At 38.8% G+C, this 21,309-nt stretch carries 25 protein-coding genes; 14 read left to right on the top strand and 11 right to left on the bottom strand.

From position 1 onward, the window contains the following. Positions 1 to 55 precede the first annotated feature (55 nt). Together CH76_RS05835 and CH76_RS05830 are read left to right on the top strand one after the other, a co-directional pair. On the top strand, positions 56 to 757 hold the full coding sequence (locus CH76_RS05835) for a DsbA family protein (RefSeq protein ID WP_036144150.1): 702 nt from the start codon (positions 56 to 58) through the stop codon (positions 755 to 757). Positions 758 to 867: 110 nt separating this feature from the next. Then, complete coding sequence (locus tag CH76_RS05830) at positions 868 to 1,506, top strand: FMN-dependent NADH-azoreductase (RefSeq protein WP_036144149.1); 639 nt, start codon at positions 868 to 870, stop codon at positions 1,504 to 1,506. Positions 1,507 to 1,549: 43 nt separating this feature from the next. Here the strand turns inward: CH76_RS05830 and serA are convergent, their stop codons facing one another. Continuing rightward, positions 1,550 to 3,154, bottom strand: a complete 1,605-nt coding sequence (gene serA, locus CH76_RS05825) for a phosphoglycerate dehydrogenase (RefSeq protein ID WP_036144147.1) — start codon at positions 3,152 to 3,154, stop codon at positions 1,550 to 1,552. A 689-nt stretch (positions 3,155 to 3,843) separates the two neighbouring features. On the opposite strand from serA, the gene CH76_RS05820 reads away from it, so the two are divergent. Continuing rightward, positions 3,844 to 4,629, top strand: a complete 786-nt coding sequence (locus CH76_RS05820) for an enoyl-CoA hydratase (RefSeq protein ID WP_036144145.1) — start codon at positions 3,844 to 3,846, stop codon at positions 4,627 to 4,629. On the opposite strand, the gene CH76_RS05815 is transcribed toward CH76_RS05820, so the two are convergent. Further along, a complete protein-coding gene (locus CH76_RS05815; protein ID WP_051910254.1) occupies positions 4,605 to 5,552 on the bottom strand; it encodes a PD-(D/E)XK nuclease family protein in 948 nt (315 codons plus the stop codon). The genes CH76_RS05820 and CH76_RS05815 overlap by 25 nt on opposite strands. 91 nt (positions 5,553 to 5,643) lie before the next feature. On the opposite strand from CH76_RS05815, the gene CH76_RS05810 reads away from it, so the two are divergent. Continuing rightward, on the top strand, positions 5,644 to 6,216 hold the full coding sequence (locus CH76_RS05810; RefSeq protein ID WP_036144143.1) for a DUF1269 domain-containing protein: 573 nt from the start codon (positions 5,644 to 5,646) through the stop codon (positions 6,214 to 6,216). Positions 6,217 to 6,278: 62 nt separating this feature from the next. Here CH76_RS05810 and CH76_RS13700 read toward each other — a convergent pair. Beyond that, positions 6,279 to 7,636, bottom strand: a protein-coding gene (locus CH76_RS13700; RefSeq protein WP_152553292.1) for an IS3 family transposase whose coding sequence is annotated in 2 segments (ribosomal slippage) — positions 6,279 to 7,183 and positions 7,183 to 7,636 — 1,359 coding nt in all. Because the reading frame shifts where the segments join, the coding sequence is not laid out codon by codon here. A 74-nt stretch (positions 7,637 to 7,710) separates the two neighbouring features. Continuing rightward, the gene (locus CH76_RS05795; protein WP_036144137.1) at positions 7,711 to 7,896 is read right to left on the bottom strand and encodes a YhzD family protein; all 186 of its coding nucleotides are present in this window, start codon (positions 7,894 to 7,896) and stop codon (positions 7,711 to 7,713) included. Positions 7,897 to 8,029: 133 nt separating this feature from the next. Here CH76_RS05795 and CH76_RS05790 point away from each other — a divergent pair, with 133 nt between their 5' ends. The 9 genes from CH76_RS05790 (at position 8,030) to yhaM (ending at position 16,285) form a co-directional block, all read left to right on the top strand. Continuing rightward, positions 8,030 to 8,404, top strand: coding sequence for a hypothetical protein (locus tag CH76_RS05790; RefSeq protein WP_036144135.1), 375 nt, complete (start codon positions 8,030 to 8,032; stop codon positions 8,402 to 8,404). Positions 8,405 to 8,413: 9 nt separating this feature from the next. Then, a complete protein-coding gene (locus CH76_RS05785; RefSeq protein WP_036144133.1) occupies positions 8,414 to 8,614 on the top strand; it encodes a helix-turn-helix transcriptional regulator in 201 nt (66 codons plus the stop codon). Further along, positions 8,614 to 8,925, top strand: coding sequence for a hypothetical protein (locus CH76_RS05780; protein WP_036144130.1), 312 nt, complete (start codon positions 8,614 to 8,616; stop codon positions 8,923 to 8,925). The genes CH76_RS05785 and CH76_RS05780 overlap by 1 nt, the downstream gene beginning before the upstream one ends. Before the next feature lie 5 nt (positions 8,926 to 8,930). Then, entirely contained in the window at positions 8,931 to 9,242 is a 312-nt protein-coding gene (locus CH76_RS05775) for a hypothetical protein (RefSeq protein ID WP_036144128.1), read from the top strand. Positions 9,243 to 9,294: 52 nt separating this feature from the next. Then, the gene (locus CH76_RS05770) at positions 9,295 to 10,194 is read left to right on the top strand and encodes an ABC transporter ATP-binding protein (RefSeq protein ID WP_036144126.1); all 900 of its coding nucleotides are present in this window, start codon (positions 9,295 to 9,297) and stop codon (positions 10,192 to 10,194) included. Continuing rightward, positions 10,187 to 11,437, top strand: coding sequence for an ABC transporter permease (locus CH76_RS05765; protein ID WP_036144124.1), 1,251 nt, complete (start codon positions 10,187 to 10,189; stop codon positions 11,435 to 11,437). Before CH76_RS05770 ends, CH76_RS05765 begins: the two co-directional genes overlap by 8 nt. A 73-nt stretch (positions 11,438 to 11,510) precedes the next feature. After that, positions 11,511 to 12,674: a DNA repair exonuclease gene (locus CH76_RS05760; RefSeq protein WP_036144122.1), complete on the top strand. Its 1,164-nt coding sequence runs from the start codon at positions 11,511 to 11,513 to the stop codon at positions 12,672 to 12,674. 11 nt (positions 12,675 to 12,685) lie between these two features. Continuing rightward, on the top strand, positions 12,686 to 15,331 hold the full coding sequence (locus CH76_RS05755; protein WP_036144121.1) for an ATP-binding protein: 2,646 nt from the start codon (positions 12,686 to 12,688) through the stop codon (positions 15,329 to 15,331). Between the two features lie 15 nt (positions 15,332 to 15,346). Then, positions 15,347 to 16,285, top strand: a complete 939-nt coding sequence (yhaM, locus tag CH76_RS05750) for a 3'-5' exoribonuclease YhaM (protein ID WP_036144119.1) — start codon at positions 15,347 to 15,349, stop codon at positions 16,283 to 16,285. Positions 16,286 to 16,352: 67 nt separating this feature from the next. On the opposite strand, the gene CH76_RS05745 is transcribed toward yhaM, so the two are convergent. Continuing rightward, complete coding sequence (locus CH76_RS05745; protein ID WP_036144117.1) at positions 16,353 to 17,165, bottom strand: LysR family transcriptional regulator; 813 nt, start codon at positions 17,163 to 17,165, stop codon at positions 16,353 to 16,355. A gap of 109 nt (positions 17,166 to 17,274) precedes the next feature. Between CH76_RS05745 and CH76_RS05740 the strand changes: the two genes are divergently transcribed. After that, a complete protein-coding gene (locus CH76_RS05740; protein ID WP_036144115.1) occupies positions 17,275 to 18,207 on the top strand; it encodes a TDT family transporter in 933 nt (310 codons plus the stop codon). Between the two features lie 20 nt (positions 18,208 to 18,227). Here the strand turns inward: CH76_RS05740 and CH76_RS14070 are convergent, their stop codons facing one another. The 6 genes from CH76_RS14070 to CH76_RS05720 all read right to left on the bottom strand — a co-directional run bounded on the left by CH76_RS14070 (position 18,228) and on the right by CH76_RS05720 (position 21,302). Then, positions 18,228 to 18,392, bottom strand: a complete 165-nt coding sequence (locus CH76_RS14070) for a hypothetical protein (RefSeq protein WP_235190364.1) — start codon at positions 18,390 to 18,392, stop codon at positions 18,228 to 18,230. Continuing rightward, positions 18,386 to 19,192, bottom strand: coding sequence for a peptidylprolyl isomerase (locus CH76_RS05735; protein WP_235190363.1), 807 nt, complete (start codon positions 19,190 to 19,192; stop codon positions 18,386 to 18,388). The genes CH76_RS14070 and CH76_RS05735 overlap by 7 nt, the downstream gene beginning before the upstream one ends. A gap of 122 nt (positions 19,193 to 19,314) precedes the next feature. After that, positions 19,315 to 19,500 carry a hypothetical protein gene (locus CH76_RS13695; RefSeq protein WP_081892637.1) on the bottom strand — a complete coding sequence of 62 codons (186 nt, stop codon included), beginning with the start codon at positions 19,498 to 19,500 and terminating at the stop codon, positions 19,315 to 19,317. A gap of 65 nt (positions 19,501 to 19,565) precedes the next feature. Further along, positions 19,566 to 20,111 (bottom strand): DUF3267 domain-containing protein, encoded by a 546-nt coding sequence (locus tag CH76_RS05730; RefSeq protein WP_036144114.1) that lies wholly within the window; start codon positions 20,109 to 20,111, stop codon positions 19,566 to 19,568. Between the two features lie 79 nt (positions 20,112 to 20,190). After that, positions 20,191 to 20,748, bottom strand: a complete 558-nt coding sequence (locus CH76_RS05725) for an HTH-type transcriptional regulator Hpr (protein WP_200877335.1) — start codon at positions 20,746 to 20,748, stop codon at positions 20,191 to 20,193. Between the two features lie 179 nt (positions 20,749 to 20,927). Further along, positions 20,928 to 21,302 carry a YtxH domain-containing protein gene (locus CH76_RS05720; RefSeq protein ID WP_036144112.1) on the bottom strand — a complete coding sequence of 125 codons (375 nt, stop codon included), beginning with the start codon at positions 21,300 to 21,302 and terminating at the stop codon, positions 20,928 to 20,930. Between the last annotated feature and the right edge of the window lie 7 nt (positions 21,303 to 21,309).

The raw sequence follows: 21,309 nt of genomic DNA, 5'->3' as shown, positions 1-21,309 counted from the left end.
TGGGGGTAGTTGACTGCTCGTTACAATGAGGGGGATAATAAGGGAGGCTACTTACATGAAAATTGAAGTATGGTCAGACTATGTATGTCCGTTTTGTTATATTGGTAAAAAACAATTAGAGGACGCTATTCGTTCATTAAAACTTGAGGATAATGTTGATGTAGTATTTAAAAGTTATATGCTAGATGCTACAACACCAACAGACTCAGAGGTTGCAGTAGTAGATAGTTTATCGCGCAAATATCAAGTAACACCTGAGAAGGCACAAGGTATGATTGATGGTATTGTAGCGCGTGCTAAAGAAGTAGGGTTAGCGTATGATTTTTCGGATTTAAAAGAGGAAAATACGTTAAAGGCACATCGTCTTGTAAAATTTGCTGAAACAAAGGGCAAGGCTAGCGAATTAAACGAGCTATTGCTTAATCGTCATTTTGTAGGTGGTCAGCGTATAGGGCAAGACGAGGTATTACTAACACTAGCTAAAGAAGTTGGGTTAGATGAGGTAGAAGTTAAAGCTTTATTAGCAAGTAATGACTTTGCGGATGCTGTACAAGCAGATATTGCAGAAAGCCGTGAGATGGGCGTACAAGGTGTGCCATTCTTTGTTATTAATCGTAAGTATGGTATTTCAGGTGCACAACCACAGGAAGTGTTTGAACAAGCACTACAGCAAGTTGCTGAAGAAGAAGGTAGTAAACTTCAAATGCAGGGTGGTACAGGCGCTGGCGTTTGTACAGATGATGGGTGCGATTTATAAGTTCAGTCAAAAGTCTGAAGCTAAACGCGTTGACAATTCAACGCGTTTTTCTTATGATAGTAATATATCTTGAATTCGAGATAATCGAAAAATAAGGGAGTTAATCAATTATGAACGTATTAGTAGTTAAAGCAAATAACCGCCCATCTTCACAGGCGATTTCAAGTAAAATGTATGAAACATTTATGGAAAACATCGACGTAGATAACGTAACAGTTTACGATGTATTTGAAGAATATACACCATACTTTGGTCAAGATTTCTTCGCGATTTTTGGTAAGCTACAACAAGGTGAAGCATTAACAGAGCAAGAGCAAGCAATGCTTGCAGCACAACAAAAAGTACAAGATTTATTTACAAAAGCAGATGTGATTGTTTATGCTTTCCCATTATGGAACTTAACAATCCCAGCAAAACTGCAAACGTTTATGGATTATGTATTCCAAGCTGGCTTTACATTTAAATATAACGAACAAGGTCAAATGGTTGCATTACAACCAAACAAAAAAGTTATTTTACTAAATGCACGCGGCGGGGTTTACTCTCACCCAGAGGCAGCGCCACTAGAAATGGCTGTAAACTATATGCGTAATGTAGTAACAGGTATTTTTGGTCAAGAAATTATGGCTGAAGTAATTATTGAAGGTCATAACGCAGCACCACAACAAGCTGAGCAAATTATTGCAGATGGCTTAGCGCGTGTTGCACAAGTAGCTAAAGAAGTTAAAAATGTTTCAATTAATGCATAAAAAAAAGCAACTGCGATAATTTCTCGCAGTTGCTTTTTTTGTCTTATAGGCTAATGGCTTTTACTTCGTCGATATTTGTTAGTTCAGCTACAAAGTTTAAGTCCTCAGCTGTTACCTCATTGTCTACTGATAACATCATGACAGCCTTACCGCCAACTTGTGCACGACCTACTTGCATCGTAGCGATGTTAATATCTTTTTCAGCTAATTTAGTAGCTACGCGACCGATAGCACCTGGCTTATCTGTATTGCGGATATATAATAGGTGACCCTCTGGTGTTACATCAACTACATAGTCCTCAACTTTAACGATACGTGCACCAAGTCCATTTAATAATGTACCTGCTACAGAGTGTACTTCATTAGCTGTTTTAATTTCGATAGTAATTAAGCTAGTGAAGCCTTTTGCTGTTGTTGTTTTATGTTCGTTAATTTTAACGCCAATACGCTCTGTTAAGTAACGTGCGTTAACATCATTTACATGGTTACCATGATTTTTAGATAGTAAGCCTTTTAATGCGTTTGATGTTAATGGGCGTACATCATAGTTAGCAACATCTCCTGCGTAAGAAAGGTTAATTTCTTTTACTGGTTCAGTTGTTAATTGTGTAACGAATGTACCTAGTTTTTCTGCAAGCTCAAAGAATGGCTCTACTTGCGCAAGTAATTCTTTAGGGATTGAAGGCATGTTTACTGGGTTAGTTACTGTGCCTGTTGTAAAGAATTTAATAATATCGTTTGATACGTCAACAGCTACTGACTCTTGTGCTTCAATCGTAGATGCACCAAGGTGAGGTGTTGCGATCACTTGTGGTAATGTTAATAATTTATTATCTGTTGCTGGCTCTTCAATGAATACGTCAAGTGCAGCACCTGCTACTTTACCTTCTTTAATTGCATCATATAAATCATCTTCGTTTACGATACCGCCGCGCGCACAGTTAATGATGCGTACGCCGTCCTTCATAATAGCAAAGCGCTCTTTATTAATGATGTTGCGTGTTTCAGGTAGTAATGGTGTATGCACTGTTACAAAATCAGCAGCAGCAACAACTTCGTCAACTGTACCTTTTGTTACGCCAAGTTCTTTAGCGCGTTCTTCTGTAAGGAATGGGTCATATGCAACAACTTTCATACGTTGACCTTTAGCGCGGTAGGCAACCTCAGCACCAATACGTCCCATACCGATAACACCTAATGTTTTATTTTTAAGCTCAACACCTACGTATGATTTGCGGTCCCATTTCCCATTTTTAAGTGAGTTATAAGCTTGTGGGATGTAGCGAGCAAGTGATGTCATCATAGCAATTGAGTGTTCAGCTGCAGAGTTTGTATTACCGTCTGGTGCATTTACTACGATTACACCGTGCTCAGTAGCAGCTTGTAGGTCGATGTTATCCACACCAACGCCAGCGCGTCCGATTAACTTTAAGTTTTTAGCCGCTTTGATTACTTCTGGAGTAACCGTTGTTTGGCTACGTACTAATAGCACGTGGAAGTCACCAATTTTAGCGATTAACTCCTCTTGTGATAAGCCTGTGTCAACGACAACGTTTAAGTTTAAATCTTTTTCTTCGCGTAATGGAAAAATACCATCCTCGCTTAGTGGGTCTGCGATTAAAATGTTAATTTGGTCAAGTGAAGTCATGTTTATTAGCTCCTTAAAATAATATGATGGGGTGGATAGTGATAAAAAAAGCCTTTCACTCCTTACAGCACAAAATAGTATTGTGTTGTAAGGGGCGAAAGGCTACAAATTGTATAATCCGCGGTACCACCCTTAAGTTACCAACCTTTGCAGGTCAGTCTTAGCAATATGCGTAACGTGCATGAACGTACAAGCATTTCCTCTTGTCTACATCTAGAGTGGAACGTACTTCGTAAAATCGCTAATTTGCACCAACCATTAGCTCTCTGAGGATTTTACATAAGTCGCATGTCTCTATCACTGTATTTTTAAAGTGTGTATCTGTGTTGTTGAACTAAAACCATCATACGCCCTATTGTTCAGTTATGTCAACGATAAAAGTAAAAATAATAATAAATGCTGTTTAGGTTTTTGTTAAAAACACCAAATAACGAACTAATTTAGTTTATAACAAAATATAATTCGTGTTTTTGCAGAGGACAGTGATTGAAATGAACAGGAAGAGAAAAAGGTTTTTTGCGAAATAAAAAACGCTTTCATAGAGAGAAATAGTACCTGATTAAATGAATAAACAGATAATTTTTTGTAGTAGTTGGTTAAAGCGTATGCGTAAAAAATGTCGAAAAAGAAGGTATTTTGAACATTAAGTCGAATATATGACTATATTATGAATTTTAGGAGTGGGATGGATGAAGACGTATGAAACGATTATTTTAGAGCGACTAGACCGAAGTGCTACTTTAACATTAAAACGTCCACAGGCAATGAACGCGATGGATACGACGATGATAACAGAACTAGCGCATTGTTTTGAACAATTAAAAAAAGAGACAACTATTCAGGTTTTACTGATTAAAGGCGAAGGAAAGGTTTTTTCGGCAGGCGGGGACATTAAGGCTATGCTTGATAAAACGAATGTTTTTGATATTGATGAAATGATGGTACATTTAAAAAATATGGTCGAAGCTTATTATACTTTACCAATGATTACGGTAGCAGCAGTGCACGGTGCAGCAGCAGGGCTTGGATTTAGCTTAGCTTTAGGTGCAGATATTATTTTTGTAGATGAAACAAGCAAGCTTGCTATGAATTTTATTGGTATTGGCTTAGTGCCTGATGGCGGAGGTCATTTCTTTATGACAGAGCGTCTAGGTTCGATGAAAGCAAAGCAAATGATTTGGCAAGGAGAGGTAATGAACGCGGAGAAAGCACAAGCGCTTGGCTTAATTGATTATGTGGCATCGACGGGTGATGTGTTTGCAATGGCAGACCAAATGATTGGACAGCTTTTAGCCTCACCCATTTTAGCAATGATTGAAACAAAAAAAATTATACATGCGCAAAAGCTACCAATGCTTCAAAATATCTTAACAAGAGAAGCGGCAGCGCAATCACGCATGCGTAAAACTGAAGATCATTTAGAGGGTATAGAGGCTTTTGTTGCTAAACGTCAGCCTAAGTTTGAAGGGAAATAATCCTGCGCATTACAAATTTCTAAATAGTTGCAACGCATACATTTACCACTAGTGGGCTGCGGGTCGAAGTCTTCTTCGGCTAGCGGCTCATTTTCTATCATATCTGCCATTAGCCCTTTCATATGCAAGGTACTTTGTTCAAATAAGTAAAAAATGTTAGCTAGCATTTTTTCGTTTACTGTAAATGTTTCGCAGCTTCGTGTAGTTAAATACTCTAAATGGAGTTGGATGTTAGCATAGGGTACTTGGTAATGCTCATGTACATAATAGGCATATAACATAAGTTGCTCACGGTCTTCAGGTGATGGTTTACCAGTCTTCCAGTCAGTAATATGCCAGTTTTGAGTAGCATCGACATAGAGTAAATCTAGTACGACATATACTTTAGTGCCATCAATTTTCATATAACTAAAATCCTCAAGTTGTTTAAAAGTTACAGCTTGTTGTGTGATAGTTTGCATCGTTTGACTAGCAAAAAAGTTTTCGAAGTAAGGTAACAGTAAACCGTTATAATAGCTTAGTAATGTCTTGTCCAATTGTTTAAAGTAATACATCTCTTGAAAGATTGGATTTTTTGAAGGGCGTTCAAACCACGCGCCAGGTTGTATTGAACTTTTATACATATCATTTAACAACTGGCGAGCGCGTTGTTGTAAGGCTTCTGCTGTTGTATGTCTGTTGTTTTGATACATACCTTGAATTGTTTTTGCTAAAATATCATGCACAATTTGCCCAACAGCCAGTGGCAATGTCTGCATCTTTTTTAAGCGGTAAGCATGTTTTTGTGCCTCAGAGCTACCGCGTAGCCAACCGTTATGCCCTGCGTAGTAAGTATAATAATAACTGCGTTTGCAAGATGCAAAGGTTTTGTGACGAGAATATGACCATGAAAATTCAGGGAAGGGTTTAATTTCGAATGCCATCGCGTGAAGCCTCCTATTCAGTATGGTAAGATAATGGAAACGCAAGAGATTGCGTAGCTTACCACTTAATTATAAGACAGGAGCGATTGAAATGGAAAAAAGAGTAGTAGTAATGACATTTAAAGAGAACAGTCAAGCGTACGAAATCTTTTCAAAGTTAAAAGGTTTGCATCTTGAAGGTAAAGTAGAAATTGAACAACTTGCTGTAGTGGAAAATGTTAAGGATAAAGGTTTTGAAGTGAAGGATGCTGCAGATTTAACAGGCAGTGACCGCTTCTTTGCTGGTGGTTTAATCGGCGCATTTGTTGGTATCATTGGTGGTCCACTTGGTATGTTACTTGGCTGGACAACAGGCTCAATTATCGGCAACATTAGCGATATTGGCGAGGTTAAAGGCGCAATGTCTACATTCCAAAAAACGGCTAACGTTTTAACTGAAGGTTCAGTTGGTGTAATTGCTATCGCTTCTGAATACTCAGAGCATGTGATTGATGAGGCTGTTAAAACAGAGTTAGGTGGGGAAGTTGTACGCTTCTCAGCAGCTGCAGTACAAGAAGAAATCGACGAGGCGCATAAAGCAGAGCGCGAATTACGTCGCGAAGCACGCAAACATTGGTTTAAAGATAAATTTAATCACGATGATGACGCAGCACCAGAGAAATAATAGTGGAAAAAGCGTTCCTACTCAACTGATGAAGTGACCCCCAAAAGTTAGACACGGTTATTTCAGGCAGCTTGTTGGGCATGTGTTCGATATTGTATCGGGCTCATGCCTTTTAATTTTGCCTTGATCCGTTTTGTATTGTAGTAGTTGATATATTTTTCTAGTTCTATTTTGAACTGCTCCACACTATCAAATTCTTTTAAGTAAAGGAATTCTGACTTCATAATCCCAAAGAAATTCTCCATCACTGAATTATCGTAACAGTTGCCTTTTCGAGACATACTTTGCACAATGCCTCTTGCTTTTAGGGCATGGCGATATTGTTTCATTTGATAATGCCAGCCTTGATCGGAATGCATCAGTAGCTGGTGGTCCTCTGGTAAGCGTTCTAGAGCCTTTTCCAACATGTCTGAAACAAGTGAAAAGGTAGGTCTTGAGCCAATTTTATACGTAATAATCTCGCCATTAAATAAATCCAAAACAGGCGATAAATAAAGCTTTTCTCCGAATAATTTAAACTCTGTGATATCCGTTACCCATTTCTGATTCGGTGCTTCTGCTAGAAAGTTACGATCTAAAATATTTGGCGCAATTTTACCCACTGTGCCTTTATACGATTTATATTTTTTCATACGTACTAAGCACTTTAAACCTAGCTCTTTCATGATGCGTTGAACCTTCTTATGATTCACTTTTTGCCCACGATTCGCTAACTCATCACGAATACGACGATAACCATAACGACCTTCATGTTCGTCGTATATCGCTTGGATTTCGACCTTTAAATCAGCGTTCGGATCTGGTCGATTCATCTTCTTCACTATATCGTAGTAAGTACTGCGTTTAATTTCTGCGAATGCCACAAGTGCTTTCACCGAATATTTATGCCTTAATTCACAAATGACTTTTACTTTGTCTTTCGTGGTGATTTTTCTTTGGCTTGAACTAAGGCATTCAACTTTTTTAAATATTCGTTTTCCATTTCAAGCTGTTTAATACGAGTTTGGAGTGCTTGAGTAGAGCCTTCTACTGGTGTTTTCTTAGATTGTTTAGCCGTTTCTTTTTTCATGGATAGACGCCCCTTTTTCTTTGGCTGAAGGGCATCCTTTCCTTGTGCTTCGAATTGTTTTTTCCAATTTCGTATCGTTGAAGCAGCCGCTATTTTAAAAATGGCAGCGGTTTCGTATAAGGACGTACCGTGTTCAGTCATGTAGTTAAGTACGTCTAGTTTAAACTGCTTCGTGTAATTTGTATATCGTTTTACAAAGGCCTCTACACCGTTATATTCATATTGTTTCACCCAAGTTAATAGGTAACGATGGGATACCCCAATATCTGCCGCTACTTTCCTTGAACTCTCTTTTCCATTTACATATCTTTGAACCGCTGCTAATTTTTCTTCTGCACTCATTTTAGCCATAGAAAAACGGCACCTCCTTGTTAGATGTGTCTAACAAATGGGGTGCAGTTCATGAGTGGGAACGCTTTTTTTTATTACACATGAAATAAAATTAATTTGCCACGTGGTGATACAACGCGGTGTGTAGTTTCTGCAATGCCGAGTTCTTGCAGCTTTTGCTCACCAATTGTTTTTGCCACGTCATCATTTTCTGCCTCGAAGTTTTCATCCACAACCAATTCCCCTGTTGGCTTAAAAGATGTGATTTTGTATAAATCCATGTGAATCATCCTCTCTCCCGTGATACTTATAGTATACGTTATTTGCAGAAAAAATAAGTAAAGCTTACTTGACATCAATTAGAATGTAAAGTAACCTTTACGTAAAGTTAGCTTTACATGAGGCGGTGATGACGTGAAAGAAAGTAAAGGGGTATTTACTGCACTAGGTATTATATTTTTGGGGTTTGCTGTATTTACGACAGTCATCGAGTTGACGACAAGTGGTTTTAGAGTGGGTGTGCTCACGCCGTATAGCATGGCTTTTATGTGTTTAGTGCTAGCGCAAATTAGTGAGCATTTAGACAGTACGGATGAACGCAGTAAAACAATTAAACGGACGAGTGCTAGTTATAGTTTTTATGCTACCTTTGTAGTCATGCTAGTACTATCACTACTTGTTAATACGGATGTACTAAAAGTTAGTGCAGCAACTTTACTGCAAATTTTACTACCAGCTACAATTTTTATTTTATATGTGTCATTGTTAGTAGTAACTAAGAAGATGTGAGGTGGCACAGTGGAAAATGTAATTAAAGAAAAGCGTGCAATAAAAGGTTGGACCCAAGATGATTTAGCAGAGCTTGTAGATGTGTCGCGTCAAACGATTATTTCGATTGAAAAGGGGCGTTACAATCCCTCGCTCCTGCTTGCTTATCGTTTAGCTAAATTATTTGATTGCACCATTGAAGAATTATTTAATTTTGAGGAGGAAGCTTAATGAGAGAGGGCTTTGATGTTATACCTTTTGTGATTGGTGGCGTAATAGGAGTTGTGTTGTCACTTATGACAGTTTATTTCATTAAGCGTAAGGGCGAGCGTGAAAAACGTTATGATGAGCGTTATATCGTGATGCAATATCAATCGCGCTCACTTGCTTGGGGTGTAACAGCATTAACACTTGTTGCGGTGTTTGCTGTACTTTATATTGTTGAAGGATTTTCGTTAGCAACGGTACTTGTACTGGCTACTTATATTATTCATTTAGCAGTGCAGTGGCTGTATTACCAACGATTGAAGAATAGGGGATAAAAACGATGTATGAAAACTTTGATTGGCTCGCTTTCTTATTAGGTTTACCCTTAGCTTTATTAATTGTAGCAATTGTATTGCCGCTTCAGCGTAGGGCATTAAAAAAACAGCGTGCATTAGATGAGCGCTACGTTACGATTCATACGCAAGGACGTTCTTTTGCTTGGATGGTAACATCAATAGCCTTAGCTATTGTGTGGTTAGTAGTCTTGTTTATTGAACCGATTGGTACAGCATTTTTTGTGCTAACTTTTTTATGGATTGTGCATTTTAGTAGTTGGCTAATTGGTGCTGTTATTGCAAGTAAACGAAATTAAATGAAACGTGATGGACAATACTATCGTACAAATAGTAAAGGAGTGAAACGGTATGACATTAGAAATAACAAATGTAACAAAGCGCTTTGGTGATTTTACAGCAGTAGATAATTTAAATTTAACGATTGAGCAAGGTTCGATGTACGGATTTTTAGGTGCCAATGGAGCGGGTAAAACAACAACCTTCCGTATGATTTTAGGCTTGTTAACGCCAAACGAAGGACATGTACTATGGAACGGCAAACCAATCTCCTATGCAACTAGCCCGCAAATTGGTTATTTACCTGAGGAGCGCGGACTTTATCCTAAAATGAAAGTTGAAGACCAACTGATTTTCTTAGGACAGCTGCGTGGTATGAGCAAGGGTGATGCTAAACGTGCAATCGCTCACTGGCTAGAGCGCTTTGAAGTGCCTGAGTATGCAACAAAACGTGTGGAGGAGCTCTCGAAAGGTAACCAACAAAAAATCCAAGTCATTGCTTCTTTAATGCACGATCCTAAGTTATTAATTTTAGATGAGCCATTTTCGGGCTTAGACCCTGTTAATGTGGAGATGCTAAAGGATGCCATTATTGATTTTCGTAATAATGGTGCAACGATTGTTTTTTCGAGTCACCGTATGGATCATGTTGAGGAGCTTTGTGAGCAACTGTCAATTATGTCGCATGGTAAGCAACTGGTGCAAGGCTCACTGCGTGAGGTGAAGCGTAATTTTGGTAAAAAGAATGTACGCATTAAATCAGATTTTGATTTAGCAGTGCTAGCTAACACACCAGGTGTTAATGAAGTGAAAACATCATTAGAAGGTGCTGTCTTCCAAATTGATGATGAGGCCGTAGCTAATACGCTATTAACAGGTGCATTAGCACAAGGACCAATCCGTCATTTTGAAATTGAAGAGCCGTCCTTACAAGATATCTTTATCGCAAAGGTGGGGAAAGAGCATGCGTGAGTTTTGGATAATTTTTAAACAAGCTTTTATGACCAAGGCTAAAACGAAGTCCTTTGTTATTACAACCATTATTATGATGCTAGGTATTGTGTTGATGACTAATATTACGACTATTATTGATAAGGTAAGTGACTTAACGGGTAGCGGTGAGGCAGATACGCTTACTTTACTTGTAGCGGATGATGCGCTATACCAAAATATCGCCCAACATCTTGATGATAAATCGTATGACTTTACGATAAAGCGCTCTAAGAAGGACGAACAAGCGTTAATTGATGAGGTAAAGAAAGAGAAGTTAGATGCTTTTGCTAAGGTCGAACTAACGACAGATGAGCAACTTGTAGCAACCTATCAAACCTCAAGCATGATGGATGACAAGGGTGCTATGTTACAAGAAATTTTGCAAGCCATTCAAACTGAAAAACAAGCAGAGAAACTGTCGTTAACACAAACGGAAGTACAAACATTATTTGCACCTGTACAGTTTGAAGAAAAAAATATTTCAGCTTCTGCTAAGTCTGAGGCAGAGCTTGGTCAGGCGCGAGTATTAGTTTATGTGCTAATGTTTTTAATTTATTTTGCTGTTATTTTATATTCAGGTATGATTGCGACAGAAGTAGCAACGGAAAAATCTTCACGCGTGATGGAAATTTTAATTTCTAGTGTGTCCCCTGTGAAGCATATGTTTGCTAAAGTGATTGGTATTGGGATGTTAGGTATTGTCCAAATGATTTTACTAGGGCTTACCGGTTTTATTGCAGTACGTACTTCAAGTGCAACAGGTGATATTGGCGAGTTTGTAAAGTTTAGTGATGTCAATCCGATGACGCTTGTATACGGGGCCATCTTCTTTTTATTAGGCTACTTCTTGTATGCAACACTTGCAGCATTACTTGGTTCGTTAGTGAGCCGTATTGAAGATGTACAACAAATGATTATGCCCATGACAATTTTAATCGTGATTGCCTTTATTATTGCAATGACAGGATTAGGTAATCCAGAGCTCGCTTATTTAAAATGGGCTTCATACTTCCCATTCTTTACTCCACTAGTGATGTTTATGCGCGTTGGTTTATTAGATTTACCAATGTGGGAGCCATTGCTTGCGATTGCTATCATGCTCATTACTATCGGTATATTAGGTTGGTTTGGTGCACGCGTTTACCGCGGTGGCGTATTAATGTATGGACCATCACGTTCGTTAAAAGATATTAAAAAGGCTGTTCAGCTCGGAAAAGAATAAATTAAGGACGCTTGCGTAGAATGATGCGCTAGCGTCTTTTTTTTTTAGTATAATGAGGAACGAGGTGAAAATAATGGTACGCTTTTTACATAGTTCAGATTTACATTTGGATCGTCCGTTTAAGGGGCTGTCTGAGTTGTCCGATAGTGCTTTGCAGGCTGTTAGACAAAGTACATTTTCAGCATGGCAAAAAATTGTACAGTACGCGATTGATGAGCAACCAGATTTTGTGCTACTCGTTGGGGATAGCTATGATGGTAGCATGCGAAGCTTGCGTGCGCAAAAGGAATTGCAAAAGGGGCTACAGCAATTACAAGCCTACAACATTCCCGTTATTATAAGTTACGGGGCAAGCGATTATGCGGAGGGGGAGTGGGCCCGTTTTACGTTGCCTGATAATGTTACGGTGTTACCAACAAAAACAACAACATTAACGCTACCCCTTGCAAATGAAAGCATTAAACTGACAGGCTGTAGCTACGCACATGGAGACATGCCTACTGCTTTACTAGATACCTACCCGCAGGCGGATAAAGAAATGCTACATATTGCGATGCTATATGGTGAAGTAAAGCCAGCGGAAGCCGCAACAAAACACTATGATTATCTTGCCTTAGGTGGCCGCCATCAGCAAGTCGTTATACAGGAGTCACCACGTATGGTGTATTGTGGTACACCGCAGAGTACGAGTGTAACGGAGGTCGGAAATAAAGGTTTTTATGATGTGACATTAACAAAGGAAAGTTGCTCAATGCACTTTGTACATACATCTGCTATTTTGTATGTGAAACAAGAGGTAGATGCGAGTGAGGTACGCTATGCTAATGATTTAATGGTACTTTGCCATAAAACATGTAATGCATTACGTGATAAATACCGTGCTACGATTGTACAAATTACACTAACTAACCTCACAGCAGAGGGGAGCAAACTTTGGCATAGCACTAAACCTGCTGAGTGGTTAGCGGTGTTGCGTGATATGGAGAGTGAGCAATTACCACTCGTATGGTTAGCGGCAATTGATGCTGTAACATCAGCGCCGCGCCCTGTTACAAACTCAGCGCAACAGGTGATTGATACTATGCATAGCTGGTCAGCAGATGAGTGGCAAGATGTGCTGGCTGATATTTACCAAAGTGGTACGGTAGCACGTTTGATGCAGGAGCAGGCTTTAGATATGCATACGTTACTGCATGAGGCAGAGCAATTATTTTTACGTAAAATGCAGGAAAATTGAGGTGAGATGCCATGTATATTAAAGAGCTTCACATTTATGGCTTTGGTAAGCATGAAAATAAAAAAATTACATTGCACGATGGGCTTAGTGTAATTTATGGGGATAACGAAGCGGGGAAGACGACCATTCAACAATTTATTTTACAAGTGTTTTATGGCTTTCCTACTAAGCAAGAAGCACAGCGTAATTATGAGCCTAGAGCTACAGTGAGTTATGGCGGTAAAATTACCATTGTTCACCAAGCTTACGGAGAGTGCGAAATTGAGCGCGTGCGTGGTACAAAGCCAAGTGGTGATGTAGTAGTCACACTGCCAACAAAAGAGCGTAAGGACGAAGCCTTCTTACCTCATTTATTATATGGTTACTCACGCAAAAGTTTAGAAGCAATCTTTGCTTTTTCTGTAGAGGAGCTGCAGGGAATGGAGCGATTGTCAGAAGAGGCGCTCTCGCAAGTGCTGTTGGCATCAGGCACTACAGATATCGAAAAACTAACAGCTATGGCACAGCAAGTAGCGCGTGATGCTAGTACTACTCAACTACTAGATGGGCATGTGCAAAAAATTAGTAAGTTAGAAAAGCAAATTAAAGATATGAAACGCAATATCGCGAGCTACGAGAGTGAAGCAAAGACATTACAAGAGGTAGAGCGTACAATTGAGCGTTTACGTGCAGAGAAGGTTAAGCTCCATCAAAATTGGCAATATTACGTAACGCTACAACAACAGCTACCATTATTAATTGAACGTGAACGCATTGAAGCGGCATTACAGGTCGCACAAGTACTAGATTTTGCGCGTGACGAAATGAAGCACTTTACCTTTATCAAGGAAGAAATCTTAACAAGTGAAACAGCTGTACGTAATTTGCAACAGGAGCGTCAACAAGAAGAGCCAGCTTTAAGCTTTAATCACGAGCGTTATACACAGGCTAATGAAATGCTGACACATGAAACACGCTGGCATCAAACTATGGAAAAAATCGCGCGCTTACAGGAAGAAATCTTGATAGTAGAGCGTGATAATGCGAAACAGTTTCGTTTACTTGGTGTTGATCAAGCGGAGGAGCAAGCCGTTATGTTGGCGCAGGATGTTTCCATTGAAAAGGAAGAACAATTTCAGCAAGTGGTGCGCCAGTTAAAAGAAATCGACGCACAGCTATCTATGCAACTTCATACGTTAAATGATGTACATAAAGAGTTAGAAGCATTAGAAGGTACAACAGATACAGAGGGGATACGTATGCGTCGCAAAGAAGAGCGTGAGCAACGCATACGCCAAATGCAATTTGTAAAATTTATGTCGGCTATTGCGGCCGTGTTATTTTTACTTATGTCATGGTGGTGGCAAAATGTGTATACCTTTATTGCAGGTATTGCCTGCGTACTTGTGTTTTTATATATAGTACAACTTCGTTTACGCATGTCCTCTGAGCAGTTTGTGGAGCAACAGATTGATAGTTATAAACAACGTTATATGAAAATCAAAGAGGACATACAAACATTAGAGCTACAACAAGACGAGCAAGAGGCAGTATTGCAAACGTATGTACAAGCCTTTTATACAAAGCCAGTAACAGACCGCTCACTAATGAAGGAATTATTTATTCGTATACGTAAGCTGCAAGAAGATGCGCAAACTATTGCTACAAAAAAAGAGTTACTTGCTGAAGCACAGCAACAACAGCAGCAACTTGTAGAGCAAGTACAACAAATTGTTGAGACAGATGTTAGTTTAGCAGAGGCGTTTCCGAGTGTGCATAAGCTACGCGAACAAATGCAAGTAGCTTATGAGGCGTATAGTCGTGCAACAAAACGTATTGCGGCGATTGATAAAGAGGTTGACCGTTTATTAGCCTTAATTGACGAACGTACACAACAACAACAACAGTACTTTGCTAAAATGACAGTGGCAGATGAGCGTGAGTTATACGAGGCATACAATGAGTGGGAGCTAGTACAAGAGCGTAATGAACGACTTACTCAGTTAAATGAACAAATTACAGTAGCTACACCTACTACCTTAGATGCAGAAACAATTGCTTTGCAATTAGAGACGTTAAATTATGAGGAGCAAGCAACGGAAAAATCATTGCAAGAGAAGATGCAAGAGCAAGCAACATTGACGCAGTTACTGCTTAGCAAAGAAGAAGACGAAAGCTACGGTATTATTGTACAGGCGTATGAGCAGGAAAAAGCAGCTTTTCATAAGGCAACAGCACAATGGGCAACAGAGCGAGCTGTAATTACGGCGATTGAGCAAACCTTTAGCCAATTGCGTGAGCGTAAGTTACCTCAAGTGCTTGCCTATGCTAGTGAGTATTTTTCAGTATTAACTAATCGCCACTATACAAAAGTGTTTGTTAATGAAGATGGCTATTTTGAAGTAGAAGCTGTAGGTGGCGTGCGTTATCGCATTATTGAGCTATCACAAGCAACCAAGCAACAAGCTTATACTGCATTACGTTTTGCGTTAGCCAAAACGTTAGAAAAGAGCGCGCCATTACCATTTATGATGGACGATCCTTTCGTGCATTTCGATCGAAACCGTTTTATGTACATGGTACAATTAATACGAACAATTAGTAAGGAAAGACAAATTATTTACTTCACTTGTCAGGCGCCAGATATTTGGCAACAAGGTGAGGTACAGCAATTATAAAAGGAGTGGGCTATGATGACGGGTATTACAACACTACAAGTTGGTGAAGCGGTTAACCAGTTTTTATTAATTAAGCAGGCGAGCGCAGGCATTACAACAGTAGGTAAGCCATTTATGTCCTTAGTGTTACAAGATAAAAGTGGCGATATTGAAGCTAAGCTTTGGGATACTAAAGAAGAACAACAAGAGATGTACCGTGCAGGTGTAATCGTACATGTTGGTGGTGAGATTCAAGATTACCGTGGACGTAAACAATTACGTGTTAAAGCGATTCGTGTAGTAAAGGAAGACGAGGGTGTAACAATTAGTGACCTTGTTCCTTCAGCAGCACAACCTAAGGAAGAGTTGTATGAGCAGGTCGTACGTTATTTATTTGATATTAAAAACCCAAATATTATGCGCATTACACGACTATTACTTGAAAAGCATAAAGAGGCCTTTTTAGTTTACCCAGCAGCTATGCGCAATCACCATGACTACGCATCAGGTTTAATTGACCACGTTGTATCTATGCTTAACTTAGGCAAGGCAATGGGCGAGCTTTATCCAACACTTAATACGGATTTATTATATGCAGGCATCATCCTACATGATGTTGGTAAAGTAACGGAGCTAACGGGTCCTGTTGGTACAAGTTATACAGTTGAGGGTAACTTAATCGGCCATATTTCAATTATGGTTTCTGAAATTGCCGAAGCAGCCAAAGAGTTAGGCATTGAAGGTGAGGAAGTTATGTTACTGCAACATATGGTGCTATCTCATCATGGTAAAGAAGAGTGGGGAAGCCCTAAAAAGCCAATGCTAGCAGAGGCAGAAATGCTACATTATATAGATAATATTGATGCTAAAATGAATATGTTAAACCGTGCGCTTCGTCAAACCGAAGCAGGCGAATTTACGGAGCGTTTATTTGCTTTAGATAATCGTTCATTTTATAAACCAACAATTGATTAAATAAAAATTGCACTCCCGTTGTTAGGCATACTAACAATGGGGGTGCATTTTTTTGTTACATGGATTTTTAACTATCTTTGATGGTGGCGAACGCTGCAATAATTGCTTGGACTACAGGAGTGAGCAATTGTTGTTCATGATAAATGACATACAACTCACGTTTATAGCGTGAAGGCAAAGTTTCGTAAGGGATATGTTTTGGTAAGCTTGCTTTTGATAAAATACTTTTACCAAAGCCTTGCTGTAACAGTGCAATAATCATTTCATTGTTATCAACTTCTATTAGAGGCGTTGTACTATTGTGTTCAGCTCTATAGAGTTCATTAAAAAACCGTACACCAGACGATGGCTCGCGCATTAGCCAGTGTTGGCTCGTACTTTGCCCAGCGAGCACTAACTCGTCGGTAGCCACTGTTTTTTTAGCGAGTGGGTGTGTATCGATTGGTTTTTCGATGAGACCTATCGTGAGTGAGTGCTGAGTAACGGCTTCAGCTACTTGCTCAGAGTTACGTAATGACAGCGAAAAATCAATCATAGGAAATTGCATCGCAAGCTTGGGTAAAATAATAGGGAAATAATGTACAGCAATCGTATGAGAACAACCAATAGTGCAACGCATGCGCTCATCGCGTTGCATCTTAGCAATCGTTTGTTCATACGTATCAAGTGTTTGTAGCGCATAGTCATAAAAAATATGTGCTGCTTCAGTTGGGATACTATTTTTAGGTCCCTGACGAATAAATAGCGTGACATTTAACTGTTGTTCAAGTTGCTTGATTTTAACTGACAATGTAGGCTGTGAAATAAATAATAATTCGGCAGCTTTAGTGAAATTGCGCTGTTCATAAACTTTTGTAAATATGCGTAACTGTTCAAGCATACTAACACATCCTTATTATTAGATTTTATAATAAGTATAATTAGATTTATGTATTTTTAAAATAATAAGGTGTAGCTTATACTAAAGCTAACAAAGGAGATGACAATGAATGCGTAATTTTATTAGTCGTATACCGATTCCTATGAGTGGGTTAGTGCTAGCTCTTTTTTCACTTGCTAAACTGCTATTAGCGTTTGAGCTTCAATTAGTTACTACTATGTTAAGTGGTGCAGGGATGCTGCTTGGTATGGGCTTGGTACTTAAAGTAGTGCTGTTTCCTAAAAAAGTATGGCAAGAGTTACAAAATCCTGTAATTGCCGCTGTATCTCCAACCTTTACAATGGCAGTAATGGTTGCAAGTAGTTTGTACATGACCACGAGTCAAGTATGGCAAATGATTTGGTGGTGTGCTGTGGTGCTACATTTTGCGCTGATGCTATTTTTTACCTACCGTTTTGTATTGAGCGAACCACTAACGCTTACAAAAATTTATCCTAGCTGGTTTATTATGTACATTGGTATGGGTGTAATGCCTTTAACTGCTGGCGACCAAGCTCCGATGCTAATGACAGCAGTTTCTTATACTTGTATGGCATTTTTGCTTGTGTTATTGCCACCTGTCATACTACGCATTTTTGTTTTACGCGATATAGAACAGCCAGCCTTACCGCTTATTACAATTTTATGTGCGCCTACATCGCTTATTTTAGCAGGCATCTTAGCTCACTTTAGCGAGCCTTCACCCTTATTACTGTTAGTAGCACTCATACTAGCCCAAGTATTGTATGTAGTCGTATTAACACAACTACCAAGGCTACTGCGCCTGCCGTTTTACCCGAGTTATGCGGCGTTTACCTTTCCACTTGTGATTAGTGCAACGGCCTTGCTACAAACTTATGAGCACTTTGGCTATAGCAATCATTTTGTAACAGCGCTTATTATAATAGAAGCTACAATTGCTACGATAATGGTGGGGTATGTGACAGTACGCTATCTACAATTTTTATGGGAGTCTGCAAAAAAAACACCTCGTTTACCATAAGGTAGGCGAGGTGTTTTAGCTTATTTCTTGTCTTCTTTTTTCTCTTCTTTTGCTGGTTCTTCAGCAGGTTGTTCCTTAGCGTCGTCAGCTTTTTCTTCTGCTTGGGCTTCAGGACCATTAGTGAATAAATTAAGCGCATCTTTTAACAGAGGATCTTCTGTTTTAAAGTCAGCTTCTTTTAGCATTTTGCCAACCACTTCTCTAGCACAACTTGTGCTTCGCCAGTTTGCATCATTTTTTCTACAAGACCTTCGCGGATTTCATTTTCTTTATCCTCAAATTTAGGATAGTCTTTTACATCACGCTTGTCTGTAATTTCGATAACATGGAAGCCAAAGTCAGAAGCTACAGGTTCACTTACTTTATTTAACTCTAATGCATAAGCAGCATCATTGAATGACTCAAGCATTGTACCTTGAGAGAACCAACCTAATTCGCCGCCTTTTTCTTTAGAGCCTGGGTCTGTCGAATATTTTTTCGCTACATCACCAAATGATGCACCGTCTTTGATTTCTTTAATCGCTTTTTGTGCTGTTTCTTCATCTTCTACTAAAATATGGCGACCATTAAGTTCTTGTTTGCCTTGTTCGTAGATTTTTTTAACTTCTTCATCTGTAACAGCGTGTTCTTGTAGCGCTTTGTTTTGTAGTAATTGCAGACGTAATGAATCTTTAAAGCCGTCAGCTGTTAAGCCGTTTGCAGCAAGTGCTGAGTTAAGCTCATCACCATATTGCTCCTCAACAGGTTTAAAGGCTTCATCTACTTCTTCTTTAGAAACTTCATATTTATCAGCTAACACTTTTTCAGTAATCATTTGTTTTAACACGAATGGTCCAGTAAGTTGCTTAGACATATCGTTAAACTCAGCCGTTGTAATTTTACCAAAGTCTTTTGATGTTACAAGGTCAGAGCTATCTCCACCGCTACAAGCAGCTAATGCTACTACCGAGGCAGCAAGTGTGAACGTTAATGCTTTTTTCTTCATAAATAATTTTCTCTCCCCACTATTCAGTTCATGCAAGTTACACTATATCATAAACGAAATTAAAACAAAAATGGTTCCATCCAAAAAAAAGAAGTTGCCTTTAGCAACTCCTTTTAGCTCGCTTATCCAGCTGTAATGACCTCGAGATAGAAAGAAAACAGTAAAATCGTAATTAAAATATTAACAGTACGATAAATTTTTGGTTGCTTCTCTTCGGGAATCTCTCTACGTTCGCAAAGGGCAAACGTCATGCGGTTAATTTGGAATAAGTAAAATACCGAGAATAGAATTACAGAGAATAGTAGCAAATCTATTCCTCCCCTCTTTCGTTCCTCTTAGCATAGCAAAAATATGAAATGAAATACAAGCAACATTACCTAATGTTTGGCGGTACTAAAATTTCGAAGCCGCGCGGGGTTTCTTCAATTTGAGCCTCTTTAGGGGAGCGCAGTAGATTTTTAACATATAAAATATCAATTACACAAATACTCGTGTGATAGGCGAGTAAAATTGAACCATAATGAATGACATTGGGTGCCAGTAGCATACTAATAATGATAGCACTATTAATTGTAATGAAAGGTGCTAGGCGTGTAACAATATAGCGGCGCTTTGGCAAAATTTCTTTAATGCGCAGATGTAATGTTGGTACGTAGCTGTACATTATTTTCCATTCAGTTTCAACCTCGTCCTTATAGTCTAGCAGTGTTAAGTAATGCACACCTTTATGGATGGGGTAAAGAGCAATGACAAGCGATGCGAAAATAAGAAAGTAATCATCATTAAATGGTTTTGTATACGTAAAGGTAAAGGCTAAGTAGCTCGTACAAAGCGTTAAAATAAATGCGATAACCGTCCATAATAAAATGCGGGGTAAGCCGTATTGTTTATAAATATTTAAGATTTTCCAACAGTGCATTATGTTCACCTCTCTCTCATTATAGAAAAAATAAAAAGGAATGTTAAGCGCTTTTAAAGGCGACAACATTCCTTTAGTATTAATGATCCGAGTGCTCTCGCTCTAAATCGTCGAAGGACTCACGAAAGTGTTGAAATGAGCGTTCGAAAATATCAATAAAATCATCCCCATAAATGTTGCGAATAACAGCCATTACATCTAAAAACTCAGGGAAGCGACCGTATAAATCTTTAAGGGCTAATGAGCCGTTTAACACAGTGTGCTGTGTGTTGTGGTAGTTGGCGTTAAGCTCTAAGATTAATTGCTTGCCCTCAGGTGTTAACTCAACATATGTGTTGCGTTTATCATCGTCACGCTTCGAAAATGATAGGAAGCCGCGTTCTTCTAATTTCTTAGAGAAGTTAAACGCAGTAGAAACGTGCATTACGCCAAACTTCGCCACATCAGAAATAGACGCTCCTTTAAGGTGGAATGAAATCCATAAGATGTGGTGCTCGTTGATGTTAAGGTCATAGGGTTTAATCCAATGCTGCCAATCCTTTTCGACAGCTTTCCATAGCGCTTTTGACAGTTGTGCAATGCGCTGGCTGTATAGCATTGCCTCTTTTTTTGTGTATAACTCATCTGACATAGCAATCACCTACTACTTTCTCTTAGCATTTTAAAAATATTATAGCAATAAAGGAAAAGACTTTAAAGTTAGAAAAAATAAAAAATAAAATGACGCAGAAAAATTATCATTTTCTGCGTCATTTATATTAAAAATATCAACTATTTAATATTTTAGTGAGAGTAAAAGCCTATAGTTAGGCTTGCTTAATTTTGTGTGGATTCTCTAAGTTCGCTAATGTTTTTCTCGATTTCGCCAATAGATTGTTGTAAAGAACCAATTTCTTGTTGTAGGTGTGTTGTGTTTGGTTCGATTTCTTTTTGGAAACGTTGAATAGTCTCTTTTAATTCATTTACTATCTGTGGAATATTATTTTTTGCAACTGAAGTTAGTGTAGTAATAGAAGCTTTTACATTATTTACTTCACCACGTGTATCAGCAATACGTGCTTTTAGGTTAGCGGTATTTGATTTTAATGTTGTGCGTAGGTCATTACCTGATTGCGGGGCGATAAATGCCGCTACTGCCATGCCACCAACTACGCCAGCTGTAACACCCAATAAAAAATTCTTTGCTTTCATAAAACAT

Source organism: Lysinibacillus sp. BF-4, from assembly GCF_000743635.1.
Taxonomy (GTDB): domain Bacteria; phylum Bacillota; class Bacilli; order Bacillales_A; family Planococcaceae; genus Metalysinibacillus; species Metalysinibacillus saudimassiliensis.
The sequence above is the reverse complement of the archived record's forward strand: the minus strand, read 5'-3'. Positions and strand labels throughout refer to the sequence as shown.